Consider the following 14,314-nt stretch of genomic DNA (forward strand, 5'->3'; position numbering starts at 1 on the left):
GTCTCCCCCTAAATTCGCAACATCCGACAAAATTATACCATAGATTGAGGGCTATTCCTATAAGATTGGAAGAAATCTGGAACTATATTCTCCGTTTTAAGAAAAATGTCGAATAAAACGTTGTTCTACTAACTGAAATGTCTAGGCATCAAGAAGAAAATCGCAAACTTTCTGTTAGTGACGTACGAAGCTGAGGGAAGTCCCGCTCCGGCTTTAGTGCTTTGTGAACGTGACTGCTAGCGTACCTTAAGTTATCCACAGCATTTAAATTTTATCATTTCCTATAATAAAAAAAGCCAACCAAGGTTGACTTTTTAATGATTATTGTACTGCTGTCACAGCTTCCGTGATCGCATCATCCAATTCTTTCGTATAGTCCGATTTTTGCTCTGCATTCCATGTAAAAGCTTTCGCCATATAGTCAATTACTGGTTGCTTGTGTAATTTAGCCCAATCGATATCAAAAAATAATGCCCCTGTACGTCTTACAAAAAAGTCTATCGGTTTGTAGGTCATTTCGTAATCCATTGCATAGATCAATTCCGCAAACACGATTGGATCGATACCCTCTTGCTCTGCCACTTCAATGTTGTTTTGATAGGTTTGAAAAAGAATATCTACATTGGATCCGTACCTCGCTATCAGCTTTTCAACTGCTTCCTTTTCAATTTCCAATTCCAATCCTTCCTCTAACTTATTCTTTTTAAATTGTTGGAATCCGCTTGATCCCCCTACATCTCCACCGGATATCGGAAGATGTTTCGTTTCACAAGCAGAGTAAAGCACATCATTTTCATTTTTAAATTGATCCGCAAGCAAATCCACAGCTTCTTTTGCCATTTTTCGATAACCTGTCAGTTTACCGCCCGCCATTGAAATTAATCCAGTTTCAGAAATAAATATTTCGTCCTTACGTGATATTTCACTTGGACTGTTCGCCCCTTCTTCTGCAATAAGCGGTCTGAGTCCTGCCCAGCTCGATTCAATTTGATCAGCCTTTATTTTCATAGATGGGAACATATATTCAATTGCATCTAGCAAATATTCCCGATCCGCTACTGTTACAAGCGGATGAGCAATTGTTCCACTGTATGTCGTATCAGTTGTACCAACATATGTCTTCTTATCACGTGGGATTGCAAAAATCATTCGACCGTCTGGAGCATCAAAATAAATAGCATTTTGCAGCGGAAAGTCCTGCTGCGAAAAGACGAGATGGACTCCTTTTGTTAAATGTAATGACTTTCCTTGCTTTGATCCATCCATTTCTCGAACTTCATCGACCCATGGACCCGCAGCACTAATTATTTTTTTAGCGAAAATTTTATACATTTTTCGATTTAATTGATCTTCCACTACAACACCGACTACTTTTGATTGCTCATAAATAAAATCAGTGACCTTTGCATAGTTTACTGCCTGTGCTCCGTGTTCAACTGCCTTTTTCATTACTTCCATCGTCAGTCTTGCGTCATCTGTTTTATATTCCACATAATAGCCGGCCCCTTTTAATCCTTCCTTTTTTAAAAGAGGTTCTTTCTGTAATGCCTGCTCTTGGTTTAACATTTTTCTTCGTTCCGTTTTTTTAACACTTGCTAGAAAATCATACACTCTTAATCCTATATTACTTGTGAACGGACCAAGCGTACTCCCTTTATGGAATGGGAGAAGCATCCACTCTGGTGTTGTCACATGCGGGCCATTTTCATACACTATTGCACGCTCTTTCCCTACATCTGCAACCATTTTTATTTCAAACTGCTGCAAATAGCGCAATCCACCATGGACAAGTTTCGTTGATCGGCTTGAAGTTCCAGCAGCAAAGTCCTGCATTTCCACTAAACCGGTTTTCATTCCCCTAGTAACTGCATCGAGAGCAATTCCAGCACCCGTAATACCACCACCAATTACAAGAACATCTAACGCTTCATTTTCTAATTTATTCAACGTAGCATCTCTTTTAAAACTTGAAAATAATGTCATGTTTACACGCTCCCTTAAAACTTCTGTTATTCTAGCTAGCTATACCCGTTTAACTCATCAATCATGTGATAAAGTGAAACTTCATTTAGTGGAATTCCTTCCACCCCTACTAAATGTTAGCACCATAATAGAGACCAGCAGGCCCTTGAACGGAATCAGGAATTTACGAGCAGTTTATAACACCTACACAATCTTTTGTTCTGTCACGCATAGATGTGGGGTACTTCAGCCCGTTAATGTGTGAAAAAATAAAAAAACCGCAAACATACTAATGCATCCATGCACTAGTCGTCTGCGGTTCTCCATTTCTCCGTCCAATACGTATTAACTTAATTACATCATAGCATATTCAAGCTGCCATGTACAGTAATTAGCTGTCTTTCTTAAAAAAAGTTAAAACGCTTTCTCGACAGCATCATAAACCTCTTTCAAACTTTTCCCCATTCCCGATTCCACAGCTCCCACATAGGATCCTTCTACCAATGGAGCTTCTGATAGTATTATCTCAATAGATTCTGCCATTTCAATCGCTATTTCAGCATTCATTTTTGCACTTCCGATATCATAAAAAAGCAATACACCCTTTCCATAATCAGCACGATGGATAGATTCCATAATCTTTTCAATGCTTGTTCCAATTTCATTTTCTTCTGTACCACCAGCAGTTTCAATTGGAACATCTGTGATCACTTGGGAAATAAGCTCCTTCAAGCCTTCAGCTATTTTGGAACTATGAGAGATTAACACAATACCAACACGTTCCATCTTAACCTTCCCCCTTGATTACTTCTGACAATGCTTCAAATATATAAAACGAAGATGCCGCACCAGGATCAATATGTCCAATCGATTTCTCTTTGAAATAAGACGCTCTTCCTTTCGTAGCCGTTATTTCTTTTGTTTGCTCCATTGCCTTTTTAGCGGTTTGAGCAACCTCGTCTGCTTGAACAATAGTCGTACCTTTAAAATAATCCACTACCGGAGACCATACATCAACCATTGTCTTTTCCCCTGTTGCTGCTTTACCGCGCTGTATAATGCCAGCAAGTGCGTCTTCCATTCCCTTTGTAAATGCATCCTGACTAATTGGATCTATTCCTTTCACTCTCATTGAAAAGCGTAGGAAAGCAGTACCAAACAACGGTCCGGAAGCCCCGCCGACTTTTGACATTAACGTCATTGCTGTATCCTTTAATACATCAGAAACTGTATCGTACGGTTTCGATTTCACTTGATTTACTACTTCTTGGAATCCTCGTGACATATTAATGCCATGGTCGCTATCTCCGATTGCTTGGTCTAAAGCTGTTAAATAATCTTTATTTTGCTGTATTTTTTCATTTGATTTTTCGAGCCACTGAATTGTATCCTCTACTTGAAGTTCCACCATATACCTCCTAATTACGAAATGCTGGTGCTTCTGATTTTGCATTTAGCAGTTCTTTTAATTCATCATCCAATTTCAATAACGTAACAGAGCAACCTGTCATCTCGAGTGCTGTCATATATTCACCAACAAAGGTTTTATAAATCTGTATACCCTTTTCAGTCAAAAGCTGGTTAACTTTTTTATTAATAATGTATAATTCCATTTCTGGAGTAGCTCCCAACCCATTAACCATAATTGCTACTTCCTCATTATTATTTAAATTCATATCCGCTAAAATCTTTTCTGTTAATTCTGAGGCGATTTCATCCGCTGTCGTTATCGGTTTTCTTTCAATTCCAGCTTCACCGTGAATTCCGATTCCAATTTCCATTTCATCTTCCGCAAGTTGGAAGCTCGGTTTACCCGCTGCCGGCACTGTACATGGTGTTAAAGCCATTCCAATCGAACGGATATTGCCTGCTGCTTTCTCAGCTACGGTTTTGACTTCTTCCAGTGTTGCACCATGCTCTGCCTTGGCGCCGACAATTTTATGAACTAAAACAGTTCCAGCAATCCCCCTTCTCCCTATAGTAAATGAACTATCTTCCACTGCCACATCATCATTGACAATGACCTTGTCCACTTGAATCCCATCAGCTTCAGCTAATTCCATTGCCATTTCAAAATTAAGTACATCTCCTGTGTAGTTCTTAATAATTAGGAATACACCGTTTCCACCATCAACAGCTTTTATAGCTTCATATATTTGATCCGGTGTAGGCGATGTAAATACTTCGCCAAGTACAGCAGCATCTAGCATTCCTTTTCCTACATAACCAGCATGGGCTGGTTCATGCCCACTGCCTCCTCCACTAACTAAACCTACTTTACCTTGTACTGGAGCTTCACTCCTCGTAATGGCAGTAGTTCCCGAAATTTGTTTTAATTCATTTGGATAAGCGGCAATCATCCCCTCTATCATGTCTTGCACTACCTGGTTCGGATCATTTATAATTTTTTTCATGTTTTCCTTACCTCCTCGTCCATGCATCTTAATTAATGGAGTATAAAGAGACCAGATTCCATGATAAGAACTGATCTCTTTATTCACTACCCTACCTATTATTTAAACGATCTCGTTGCTTCTACTGCCTTTTTCCAGCCAATGTACAGATCTTCTCTTCTTTCTTCATCCATGTTATTTTCAAACGTGCGATCATTTAACCATTGCTCTTTGATTTCATCCTTGTCTTTCCAGTATCCAACAGCCAGACCTGCAAGATAAGCCGCTCCTAAAGCCGTTGTTTCTTGGACAACAGGACGCTCTACAGAAACACCGAGCATATCACTTTGAAATTGCATTAAGAAATCATTTTTGACTGCCCCGCCATCAACCCGTAATGTTTTTAAATCAATATCAGAATCTGCTATCATAGCATCAAGCACATCCTTTGTTTGATATGCAAGTGATTCCAATGTTGCTCGAATAAAATGTTCTTTTGTCGTACCACGTGTAAGACCAAAAACTGCACCTCTCGCATCGCTGTCCCAATAAGGTGTGCCTAGTCCTACAAACGCTGGAACCATATAAACACCGTCTGTTGAGTCAACTCTTGTTGCAAATGCTTCACTATCCGGGCTTGATTCAATCAACTTCAGCCCGTCGCGAAGCCATTGAATAGCAGAACCAGCAACAAAAATACTACCTTCTAAGGCATACTCTACTTTACCATCAACACCCCAGGCTAAGGTTGTCAACAATCCATGCTCAGATTTTACAGCTTTTTCTCCAGTATTCATTAACATAAAACAACCAGTTCCATACGTATTTTTCGCCATTCCTTTATCAAAGCATGCCTGACCGAATAGCGCTGCCTGCTGATCACCAGCAATACCTGCAATTGGCACCTCCTGTCCAAAGAAATGATACCCAACCGTTGTAGCATAAACTTCTGATGACTCGTGGACTTCAGGAAGCATTGATTTAGGTACTGTCAAAATCTCCAGTAATTCATCATCCCATTTGAGATCATAAATATTGAATAATAATGTTCTGGATGCATTGGAGTAATCTGTAATATGCGCTTTACCACCTGAAAGCTTATACACTAGCCAACTATCAATTGTTCCAAATAATAGATTGCCAGCTTCTGCTTGTTCTCTTGCTCCTTCCACATTATCCAAAATCCATTTCACCTTAGTTCCAGAAAAATAAGGATCAATTAATAACCCTGTTTTATCTCGAATTAATTCCTCATGCCCTTGTTCTTTCAATTCTCTGCAGATAGCCTCTGTTTGACGTGATTGCCACACAATCGCCTTATAGATAGGTTTACCTGTCGTTTTGTCCCATACCACCGCTGTTTCCCGTTGGTTCGTAATCCCAATACCTGCAACTTGTTCTGGATTGATATCGGCTTTTCGCAATACATCAGCTATACATGCAAGCACTGATGTCCAAATCTCATTTGCATCATGTTCAACCCAGCCAGGCTTTGGAAAGAACTGCTCAAATTCCCTTTGAGCAGTTTCCACAATTTCTCCTTTTTGATTAAATAGAATCGCCCGCGAACTTGTTGTACCTTGATCTAATGATAAAATAAATTCTCCAGTCATTTTATATCCCCCTATACTATTTTTTTATTTAATTCATCTTCAGCTGAGTCATTTTTCTTCAATTCTATATTAGTTGCCCCAATTATAAGTATGACAACAAAACCACTCATTATCCAGAATAGTGCTGAAAAATTTCCAAGAAATATCGCTTGATAAAATACTGCACCATACACACCGCCAAGAATTGGTCCTGCTACAGGAATCCATGCATATCCCCAGTCTGAACTACCTTTTCCAGGTATCGGAAGAAGTGCATGTGCAATTCTCGGTCCAAGGTCACGAGCTGGATTAATCGCATAACCAGTTGCTCCACCTAAAGACATCCCAATCGCGACAATCAATGCTCCAACAATCAATGGATTTAATCCTTCCGTAAATTCATTGGCACCGATAAACATAAGACCAAGTAATAAAACAAACGTACCAATCATCTCACTTAGTAAATTGGAAAAAGGACTTCTGACTGCTGGATCTGTTGCAAATACAGCTAGCTTTGCACCTTGGTCTTTTGTTTCTCTCCAATGTGGCAGGTAATTCAGAAATACGATTACTCCGCCAATAAAGGCGCCAATCATTTGAGCGCTTACATACATCGGAACCTTTGCCCAAGGAAATTCTCCAGCAGCAGCAAAGCCAATCGTCACTGCAGGATTTATATGTGCACCTGTAAAGTTTCCAACTGCATATACCCCCATTGCAACAGCTAGCCCCCAACCAATAGTGATGAGTACCCACCCAGTTCCTTCAGCTTTTGATTTTTTTAAAACAACTCCTCCTACAACTCCGCCACCAAAGATAATCAGGATCATGGTACCAATCAGTTCAGCGACAAACTCAGACATAAGAACACCCCTTTTTATGTTTTTAATCTCATAGACAGGTTAATTCAGCGCACTAAAAAAACCCACACTTCAATAAACATACTTTTCTTTTAGAAAGGTACGATTGAAATGTAGGTCTCCTAGTCTCCACCACATCATTAACTTGTCTTCTTATATTAACCGATATTGGAAGCGTTGTCAACAGGATTATTTATGTTATAAAAATAAATAAGCTCATACCATTCGTTAATTCAACATTACTAGTTGAAATAAACTGTTAACTAATCTGCAATTATGGTTTGTGCGTGTAGAATGATGACTCCCGCGGGAACAACACTGTCTGAAGATCCCGGAAAGTGGTTTACTCGAGGAGGGCTGACGCCGTGCCCTGAGGTGTGCAACCGCCCGAAGCGCTCCCGGACGGTAAGATTTATTCATACCACAATAGGTAGTCCGTAGGTTATATCTTGTATAATGGTTCTAATAAAAACCAGCTTTATTTTTAAAATTGTCAAGCGAACATTTTAACTATAACCTCAAATCGATTTAGATAAACACTGCTATTTGTTCCAGAGGCTTGTTTTCGAAGTTGATACCGCAATTGCCCCCGCATCGAAAGCCGCTTGGACTTCCTCTTTTGTTGTAATCAAGCCTCCAGCAATAACTGGTAGCTTTGTTTGTTCATATATCTGATGAATGACACTTGGCATCAATCCTGGTAATACTTCAATACAATCTGGCTGAAATCGACTGATAAGCTTTAAGTTTTGATCCAGAGCCAAACTATCCAACAAAAACATGCGCTGAATCGCTAACAGCTTCTGTTTCTTTGCAAGCTGAATAATATTGCCCCTCGTCGATAGAACACCATCTGGCTTCACTTCTCGAATTAAGAACTCCATGCCATACTCATCCGATTTTAAGCCTTGTATCAAATCAAAATGAACCAATACCTGTTTATTTGCTCGCTTTGCGTAAGCAACAAGGCTCTTTAATTGAGCAAGTCGCGACTCGAGAATAACGATGGAATCTTGGTTCGTTTCTAGCGCTTTATCAAAATCTTTCATTTTTCGAACTGCCGGTAATATTCCCGTTGGTACATTCAAAATTGTCACCTGCTTTACCATTCATCTTGATTTCGGTTTTCCAATTCTTCTTTGGTATAAATTAACCGCATCGGATTTCCACCAACAAACGCTCCAGCAGGAACATCCTTATGCACAAGTGTCCCTGCCGAAATGATTGCATGATCACCAATCGCGACCCCTGGAAGAATCGTCGAATTGGCGCCGATCATTACTTCATCACCAATTTTCACGTCACCAATTCGATATTCTTTTATTAGATATTCATGTGCTAAAATCGTTGTATTATAGCCAATGATACTATTACGACCAACTGAAATTCTCTCTGGAAACATAATATCAGGCATAACCATTAACGCAAAGGAGGTCTGTTTCCCAACCTCCATTTTTAAAAACGTACGATAAAGCCAATTCTTCATGCTTAAAAATGGCGTGTATCTTGCAAGCTGAATAATAATGAAATTTTTAACAACCTTCCAAAATGGAACTGTCTTGTAGATTTGCCATAATGAATTTGAACTTTCTACTTTAAATCGTTCCGTTTTACGCATCGCTTACACTCCTACAATTTTTAGCAAATCGGTCATCTCGTCTAGCATATAGGTTGGTTCATATGTTATAAGCCTTTCTTTACCCTTAGCAGACCAAGCCACACCTGCTGTCATAACACCCGCATTTTTTCCCGATTCAATATCATGATGGTTATCCCCTACCATCAATGTTGTGTTTGCACTAGCTCCTAATGCTTCCATTGCTTTAAGCACTGGTTCTGGATGTGGCTTCGGGTTTGTAACATCGTCGAAAGTAATTACCGTTTTAAAAAAGCGATCTAAACCAGTCAATTTTAATCCCATATGCACGCCTTTGGACATTTTCGTCGATACAACACCAAGTTGGATCTTCTGCTTGTGTAATTGCTCTATTGTCTCCAACACTTGTGGAAATGCTGTTACATAATTATCATGTTCGGCCAAATTATGCTTTCTATAGGTTGTCAGCATACTGTCTGCTTTTATTGGATCGATCATTTGGAACGTTTCAATTAAAGGTGGACCGTTAAATTCCAGTATCTCCTCATGCGTAAATGTTAAATTATATTGCTCAAAAGTATGTAGGAAGGATGCATTAATTAACGCATTTGTATCAATTAATGTACCATCCAGATCAAAGAGTATTGTATGAATGTTCATGTGGTGTTTCCTTTCTATTCTTACTTTCTTTACTGTTCCAAATATAAGCGACAATCATTGTAAGAACAATTGCAGTTGTTAAGCGTATAACTAGGAGTGGCCAAACGGGTATGCCAAGAGGGATAAATACAAGCGTGTCCTCTACAACCGCATGACAAGAAACAAGGAAAATGAGCGCCAAATACATATCTTTTTTTGATACTCCATCCTCTTTTACTGCTTGAATCATTAACCCAGCACCAAAAGCTAATCCAACTGTAAGACCAGCAATCATTGTCATGGATGTGTTTTTGTTCATCCCTAGCAATTTCATAAATGGAGCAAGCATGTTAGACATTGCTGTAAGCAAGCCTTTCTCACGCATCACTTGGATAATAATCATTAATGGAATCACAATCAATGCTAACTGAAGTATAGCTAATAGTGCTGTTTGCATTCCATGCAACGCAATTTCAACCCAACCATTCAATACAACCTCAGATGATGAGACAAACCCATATTGCGCTAATTCTGCTCCACCATTCCATACAAGGTTAATAACAAATGCTGAAGCGAGTGCAAGACCTAGTCGCAGCCCTACTATTAACCACCAATTAACACCGACCTTCGTCGCCACAGCAGATTCGACAAATAAATTATGAGAAAAGGAAAGCATCATAGCCATTATAAATACTTCTTTTACTGTAAAATCAAATGAAATAATCGCTGCTATCCCAGCATATAAATTTAATGTATTTCCAAGCACTAAAGGAACTGCAGCTTCTCCTGGGAGACCAATCATTCCCATTGCCGGGGTTAATAATTGGATAACCCACGGCAAAACAGGTGTAAACTGCAGAATTGTAACTATTAATGTAATTGGAAATATCACCTTTCCCAGGGTCCACGTTGTTTTCAAGCCTTGTTGTAAACCCCGGTTTAACATTCCGGTCATTCTGTAACCCTCTCTTTCAAAATGGTGGAACTGTGTTATTTTTTCTTCTTTTTACGCGGCTTTTTCTTATGGGTATTCTTTTTGTCTGCAATTGGAACATCAAGATATCGAACCGTTGTTGTCTTGCGACGATAAATAATTAAAATAATCGATGCAACGATAATTACGATCGATATTGCCTGAGCTGTACGAAGTTCCCCGAAAACATATAAACTGTCTGTTCGCAGTCCTTCGATAAAGAACCTGCCGATCGAATAAAGAATTGCATAACTCAAGAAAATTTCACCACGTAATGGATTATATTTTCGCATTAAAATTAGAATCGTAAACACAACTATATTCCAAAATGATTCATATAGAAATGTCGGATGATACATAACTCCATTAATCGTCATCTGATTCATAATAAAGTCAGGTAAGTATTGGTGAAAGCTTTCATATGTAGCTTGGGAAATTGGTCCTCCATGTGCTTCCTGATTCATAAAGTTTCCCCAGCGGCCAATTGCCTGAGCAAGAATTAAGCTTGGAGCGATAATATCAGCTAACTGCCAAAAAGATATATTCCTTACTCTTGAGAATACAATTGCTGTTAACACGCCACCAATAATCGCACCATGGATAGCAATGCCACCTTCCCAAATGGCAAACACCTTCCACCATGGACCATTTACATAGTTCTCCCACTCAAATGTAACATAGTAGATTCTTGCAAAAATAATTGCGATTGGGACCGCAAACACGATGAAATCAATTATTAAATCCTTCTGTAATCCAAGACGATTTGCTTCTTTGGTTGCCAAATAAACTCCTAATATTGCACCAAAAGCGATAATAATTCCATACCAATAGATCGTAAATGGGCCTAATTCAAGAAATACCCTATCTAAGGGAACTGCTGTCAAAATCAACTCAATTCACTCCTATTCACCGAGATTTTTTTCGTTTTCAATCATCATCGTTAACCGCTCTGAAAATTCCTCAGCAGCATTTACGCCCATCCGCTTCAAACGAAAATTCATTGCTGCTACCTCGATAATTACAGCAAGATTTCGTCCTGGTCGAACAGGTATTGTTGCCTTCGGTAAATGGACATCCATGATTTTCATTGTATCCTCATCGAGACCGAGACGATCATATTGCTTCTTTTCATCCCAGTTTTCTAGGTTAATTACCATCGAGATCCTTTTATTGCTACGTACAGAACCAGCTCAGAAAAGGGTCATCACATTAATAATCCCTAATCCACGAATCTCAAGTAAGTGCTCAATAAGTGGTGGTGCGTTCCCAACTAAGCTCTCATAGTCTTCCTGGTGAATTTCTACATTATCATCTGCTACAAGACGATGTCCCCGCTTAATAAGCTCTAATGCGGTTTCACTTTTCCCTACCCCACTCTGTCCAATAATGAGAACACCGACACCATAAATATCGATTAACACACCATGGATTGCTGTTGAAGGGGCAAATTTTTCTTCTAAATAATTCGTAAGTCTGCTTATAACTCGAGTTGTTTTTCGCGGCGAGTGTAAAATCGGCACACCTGCTTTATTTGCTTCTTCCATTAACACTTGCGGGACAGTCATCCCTCTTGTAACAACAATTCCAGGAGTAATATCCGTGCATAGATTTTCTGCTCGGCTCCTTTTCTCATCATCCGATAATTCCAGAAAATACGTCATTTCAGTTTTTCCTATCAATTGTAGACGTTCCTTCGGATAGTATCTGAAATAACCTGTCATCTCTATACCAGGTCGAGATATATCACTTGTAATAATCTCTCTATTAATTCCATCCTCACCTGCTACAAGTGTTAGGTTAAAGTTGTCTAATAAGTCACTTGTACGAACAATCGCTGCCATAATCTAATGCTCCTCCAATCATTTGGACGCTAACTGATATACATTTTAGCATATGAAACGAAAAAAACGTAGGCTGAGACCTACGTTTTTATCTATTTAACGAATCTTTTACTAAACTATTTAATAGCATATTTAGCAATGAAATAATAATTGATGCTATCATTGCTGTTCCGAATCCTTCAATTACAAAAGAAGCCCCCATTAATGACTGCGTGATCATTAAGGTAATTGCATTTATGACAACCAAGAACAATCCAAATGTAATGATCGTGATTGGCAATGTTAAAATGATTAATAACGGCTTTATGAACACATTTAATATAGATAAAATGAAACTTGCAATTAACGCTGTTCCAAAACCATCTAATTGAAACGATTGAAATAACTCGGCAACAGCAATTAAAGCAACAGCATTAAGTATAAGAGATATAATCCAGCGTTTAAACATTAATAAATCTCCACATCTTTCGGTACAATCATCATAGCAACAAGATATGCCACTGCAAATGTCATAAAGCTTGGAATTAGTAACAATATAAAGGCTAACCTCAGAATTGTTGCATCAACATTAAAGTAGTCACCAATTCCACCAAGTACACCGCCAACCATGCGATTAGAAGTGGAGCGATATAATTTCTTCATAAATTATCATCCTTCCATATATAATCTTTACCCATTCCCATTCACCATCTAACATATATACGGTGCAGAAAGGAAAAAGGTTTCTTTTCTGCAGTTTAAACGCAATATTACCATTTATTTGTTGTTCATTTTGAAAACACCCTGCTATATATATATGCAAGGGTGTTTGTCTTCACGTTATTATTATTTACTTCGTTCCATCACTTTAAACGAAACCATCATTTCATATGTGCTGTAAATCTCTAATTAGTGAAATCCCAGCGATAAAAATGCTCTTTACTAAATCTTTTTTTAATATCTTCTTGTACTTCACTTTCTAAACTATCTACATGTTTAAACTGACCAAGAACTCCTGCTGCTTGCGAATCATGGCAAAAAATAGCTTCCATTTTTTTATCAAAGTAATTCGTAATATCATTGATTATATCAGGATTTCCAAGTACGTCCATATAGTTATTCGAGATTGCCTGAGCCCAGACTTCTGGTCGTTCAGACGGATCCATTAACTGTACAGCTTCAATTGCTGCAGCACCTAGTGCGTTATGATCTGGATGTACTGCATAATCAGGATAATGGGTAATCACGAGTGTTGGCTTGAGTTCCTCAAGAAGCTGTTTTAAATGTAATGCTACTTCTCTTCTATCCTCAAATTCCAGAGTTTTATCACGGTAACCAAGCATTTTGACTTCCATATCCAATACGCGGCAAGCATTAAGCAGCTCAACTTTTCGTATTTCGGGCAATGTTTCGCGATTCGCAAATGGTGGATTGCCCATGTTCCTTCCCATTTCTCCTAATGTACCACAGAGATAGGTTACTGGTACTCCCTGTTCTCGAAATTTTAAAATCGTTCCAGCCGCTCCAAACGATTCATCATCTGGATGCGGATAAATGACTACCACATGCTTTTCCATATTTATTCACCTGATTCCAATTATTATTTTTCATGCGTTAGTGTTGTTGATACTTGATCAAAAGATATAGGCTGCGAACTAACTTCTCTGCATTTTTCTACAAGAGTGTGCAATAATCGCCGCCCGGGATCGCTTCGGGCGGATGCGCACCTTAGGGCACGGCCTCAGCCTCTCCGGAAGAAAACCACTCCCTACGAGTCTTCAGACACGTGCTGTTCCAGCAGGAGTCACCGTCTCCGCTCACCCGGACTGGTCTGAGCAACGTTACTGTTTGATGAACTATTTTAGCAATAGACAGTGAGCCGATTCTAGTGGAGGAAATACACGTAGACTCCTGTGGTGTACGTGGCCAGAGTGAGACTCTGAAAAACGGGGTTCGAGGAGGCTCACTCTGGCCACGGAAAGCGAAGTGTATTTCCGGAGCGGGTTTACGCTCTTACCATAATTGCCCATTACATCGCAATTTCCTTCAACTACGAAGTTTAATAGCTAAAAGGCGTTTCACTGATTTGTAAGGAAACCATTAATCTACCTTCACGATCATGGCCGGCAAGTAATAGTTTCGTATCTTCATGCATGGTCCAATCAGTTAAACCTTCTGCATAAATCCAACCCGTATCCATTTTTAACCCGGCACGATACACACTTCCATCTCCAACAATCTTCGCTTGCTCAAATGTTACTTGCGCATTACGCATATATACACCTACATTATAGGCTGCTTTATTTATATGGTTTGCATACGCTCCATTCGTTGTCTCCAAATGAACATAAACTTTTTTATTTATAAACTGAGTTAGAATATGCTGTACATTATCAATCTCTATCGGCTTCATTATACAATCCTCCAATTCTCTATTACTACTGTACCGAAACCTTGATAACGCGTCAAATAGGGAGC

General features: G+C 39.1%; 15 protein-coding genes and 1 pseudogene. All 16 read right to left on the bottom strand.

Features of this window, described 5'->3' with window-relative positions; all coding sequences use genetic code 11:
- Positions 1-321 precede the first annotated feature (321 nt).
- Positions 322-1,983 carry a glycerol-3-phosphate dehydrogenase/oxidase gene (locus MHH64_RS17135; protein WP_340002095.1) on the bottom strand — a complete coding sequence of 554 codons (1,662 nt, stop codon included), beginning with the start codon at positions 1,981-1,983 and terminating at the stop codon, positions 322-324.
- A 393-nt stretch (positions 1,984-2,376) separates the two neighbouring features.
- Positions 2,377-2,748: a dihydroxyacetone kinase phosphoryl donor subunit DhaM gene (gene dhaM, locus MHH64_RS17140; protein WP_095311198.1), complete on the bottom strand. Its 372-nt coding sequence runs from the start codon at positions 2,746-2,748 to the stop codon at positions 2,377-2,379.
- 1 nt (position 2,749) lies between these two features.
- A complete protein-coding gene (dhaL, locus tag MHH64_RS17145) occupies positions 2,750-3,370 on the bottom strand; it encodes a dihydroxyacetone kinase subunit DhaL (RefSeq protein WP_340002097.1) in 621 nt (206 codons plus the stop codon).
- A 10-nt stretch (positions 3,371-3,380) separates the two neighbouring features.
- Positions 3,381-4,376: a dihydroxyacetone kinase subunit DhaK gene (dhaK, locus tag MHH64_RS17150; protein WP_095311195.1), complete on the bottom strand. Its 996-nt coding sequence runs from the start codon at positions 4,374-4,376 to the stop codon at positions 3,381-3,383.
- Between the two features lie 98 nt (positions 4,377-4,474).
- Entirely contained in the window at positions 4,475-5,968 is a 1,494-nt protein-coding gene (glpK, locus tag MHH64_RS17155) for a glycerol kinase GlpK (protein WP_095311193.1), read from the bottom strand.
- Between the two features lie 11 nt (positions 5,969-5,979).
- Entirely contained in the window at positions 5,980-6,810 is an 831-nt protein-coding gene (locus MHH64_RS17160; RefSeq protein WP_095311191.1) for an MIP/aquaporin family protein, read from the bottom strand.
- A 539-nt stretch (positions 6,811-7,349) separates the two neighbouring features.
- Entirely contained in the window at positions 7,350-7,895 is a 546-nt protein-coding gene (locus MHH64_RS17165; protein ID WP_340002098.1) for a glycerol-3-phosphate responsive antiterminator, read from the bottom strand.
- A 14-nt stretch (positions 7,896-7,909) separates the two neighbouring features.
- Positions 7,910-8,425 (bottom strand): acyltransferase, encoded by a 516-nt coding sequence (locus MHH64_RS17170; RefSeq protein WP_095311190.1) that lies wholly within the window; start codon positions 8,423-8,425, stop codon positions 7,910-7,912.
- 3 nt (positions 8,426-8,428) lie between these two features.
- Positions 8,429-9,064: a pyrophosphatase PpaX gene (gene ppaX / locus MHH64_RS17175; protein WP_095311188.1), complete on the bottom strand. Its 636-nt coding sequence runs from the start codon at positions 9,062-9,064 to the stop codon at positions 8,429-8,431.
- A complete protein-coding gene (locus MHH64_RS17180) occupies positions 9,039-9,998 on the bottom strand; it encodes a nucleoside recognition domain-containing protein (RefSeq protein ID WP_095311186.1) in 960 nt (319 codons plus the stop codon). Before MHH64_RS17180 ends, ppaX begins: the two co-directional genes overlap by 26 nt.
- A gap of 35 nt (positions 9,999-10,033) precedes the next feature.
- Entirely contained in the window at positions 10,034-10,906 is an 873-nt protein-coding gene (gene lgt, locus MHH64_RS17185; protein ID WP_118889669.1) for a prolipoprotein diacylglyceryl transferase, read from the bottom strand.
- A 12-nt stretch (positions 10,907-10,918) separates the two neighbouring features.
- A pseudogene (gene hprK, locus MHH64_RS17190) lies at positions 10,919-11,857 on the bottom strand (HPr(Ser) kinase/phosphatase).
- An 88-nt stretch (positions 11,858-11,945) separates the two neighbouring features.
- Complete coding sequence (locus tag MHH64_RS17195) at positions 11,946-12,305, bottom strand: phage holin family protein (RefSeq protein ID WP_095311180.1); 360 nt, start codon at positions 12,303-12,305, stop codon at positions 11,946-11,948.
- Complete coding sequence (locus tag MHH64_RS17200; protein WP_095311178.1) at positions 12,305-12,499, bottom strand: PspC domain-containing protein; 195 nt, start codon at positions 12,497-12,499, stop codon at positions 12,305-12,307. Before MHH64_RS17200 ends, MHH64_RS17195 begins: the two co-directional genes overlap by 1 nt.
- Positions 12,500-12,741: 242 nt before the next feature.
- Positions 12,742-13,413 (bottom strand): bacillithiol biosynthesis deacetylase BshB2, encoded by a 672-nt coding sequence (gene bshB2 / locus MHH64_RS17205; protein WP_095311176.1) that lies wholly within the window; start codon positions 13,411-13,413, stop codon positions 12,742-12,744.
- Between the two features lie 482 nt (positions 13,414-13,895).
- The gene (locus MHH64_RS17210; protein ID WP_095311174.1) at positions 13,896-14,249 is read right to left on the bottom strand and encodes a YojF family protein; all 354 of its coding nucleotides are present in this window, start codon (positions 14,247-14,249) and stop codon (positions 13,896-13,898) included.
- Between the last annotated feature and the right edge of the window lie 65 nt (positions 14,250-14,314).

It is taken from the genome of Oceanobacillus sp. FSL K6-0127 (genome assembly GCF_037983385.1).
Classification (GTDB): Bacteria; Bacillota; Bacilli; order Bacillales; family Amphibacillaceae; genus Oceanobacillus; species Oceanobacillus profundus.

Coding starts and splice junctions, on each gene's coding strand:
- ppaX (WP_095311188.1), bottom strand. CDS start 9,064: ATGAACATTCATACAATACTCTTTGATCTGGATGGTACATTAATTGAT.
- dhaK (WP_095311195.1), bottom strand. CDS start 4,376: ATGAAAAAAATTATAAATGATCCGAACCAGGTAGTGCAAGACATGATA.
- dhaM (WP_095311198.1), bottom strand. CDS start 2,748: ATGGAACGTGTTGGTATTGTGTTAATCTCTCATAGTTCCAAAATAGCT.
- bshB2 (WP_095311176.1), bottom strand. CDS start 13,413: ATGGAAAAGCATGTGGTAGTCATTTATCCGCATCCAGATGATGAATCG.
- MHH64_RS17135 (WP_340002095.1), bottom strand. CDS start 1,983: ATGACATTATTTTCAAGTTTTAAAAGAGATGCTACGTTGAATAAATTA.
- MHH64_RS17195 (WP_095311180.1), bottom strand. CDS start 12,305: ATGTTTAAACGCTGGATTATATCTCTTATACTTAATGCTGTTGCTTTA.
- MHH64_RS17210 (WP_095311174.1), bottom strand. CDS start 14,249: ATGAAGCCGATAGAGATTGATAATGTACAGCATATTCTAACTCAGTTT.
- glpK (WP_095311193.1), bottom strand. CDS start 5,968: ATGACTGGAGAATTTATTTTATCATTAGATCAAGGTACAACAAGTTCG.
- MHH64_RS17180 (WP_095311186.1), bottom strand. CDS start 9,998: ATGACCGGAATGTTAAACCGGGGTTTACAACAAGGCTTGAAAACAACG.
- MHH64_RS17200 (WP_095311178.1), bottom strand. CDS start 12,499: ATGAAGAAATTATATCGCTCCACTTCTAATCGCATGGTTGGCGGTGTA.
- MHH64_RS17170 (WP_095311190.1), bottom strand. CDS start 8,425: ATGCGTAAAACGGAACGATTTAAAGTAGAAAGTTCAAATTCATTATGG.
- MHH64_RS17160 (WP_095311191.1), bottom strand. CDS start 6,810: ATGTCTGAGTTTGTCGCTGAACTGATTGGTACCATGATCCTGATTATC.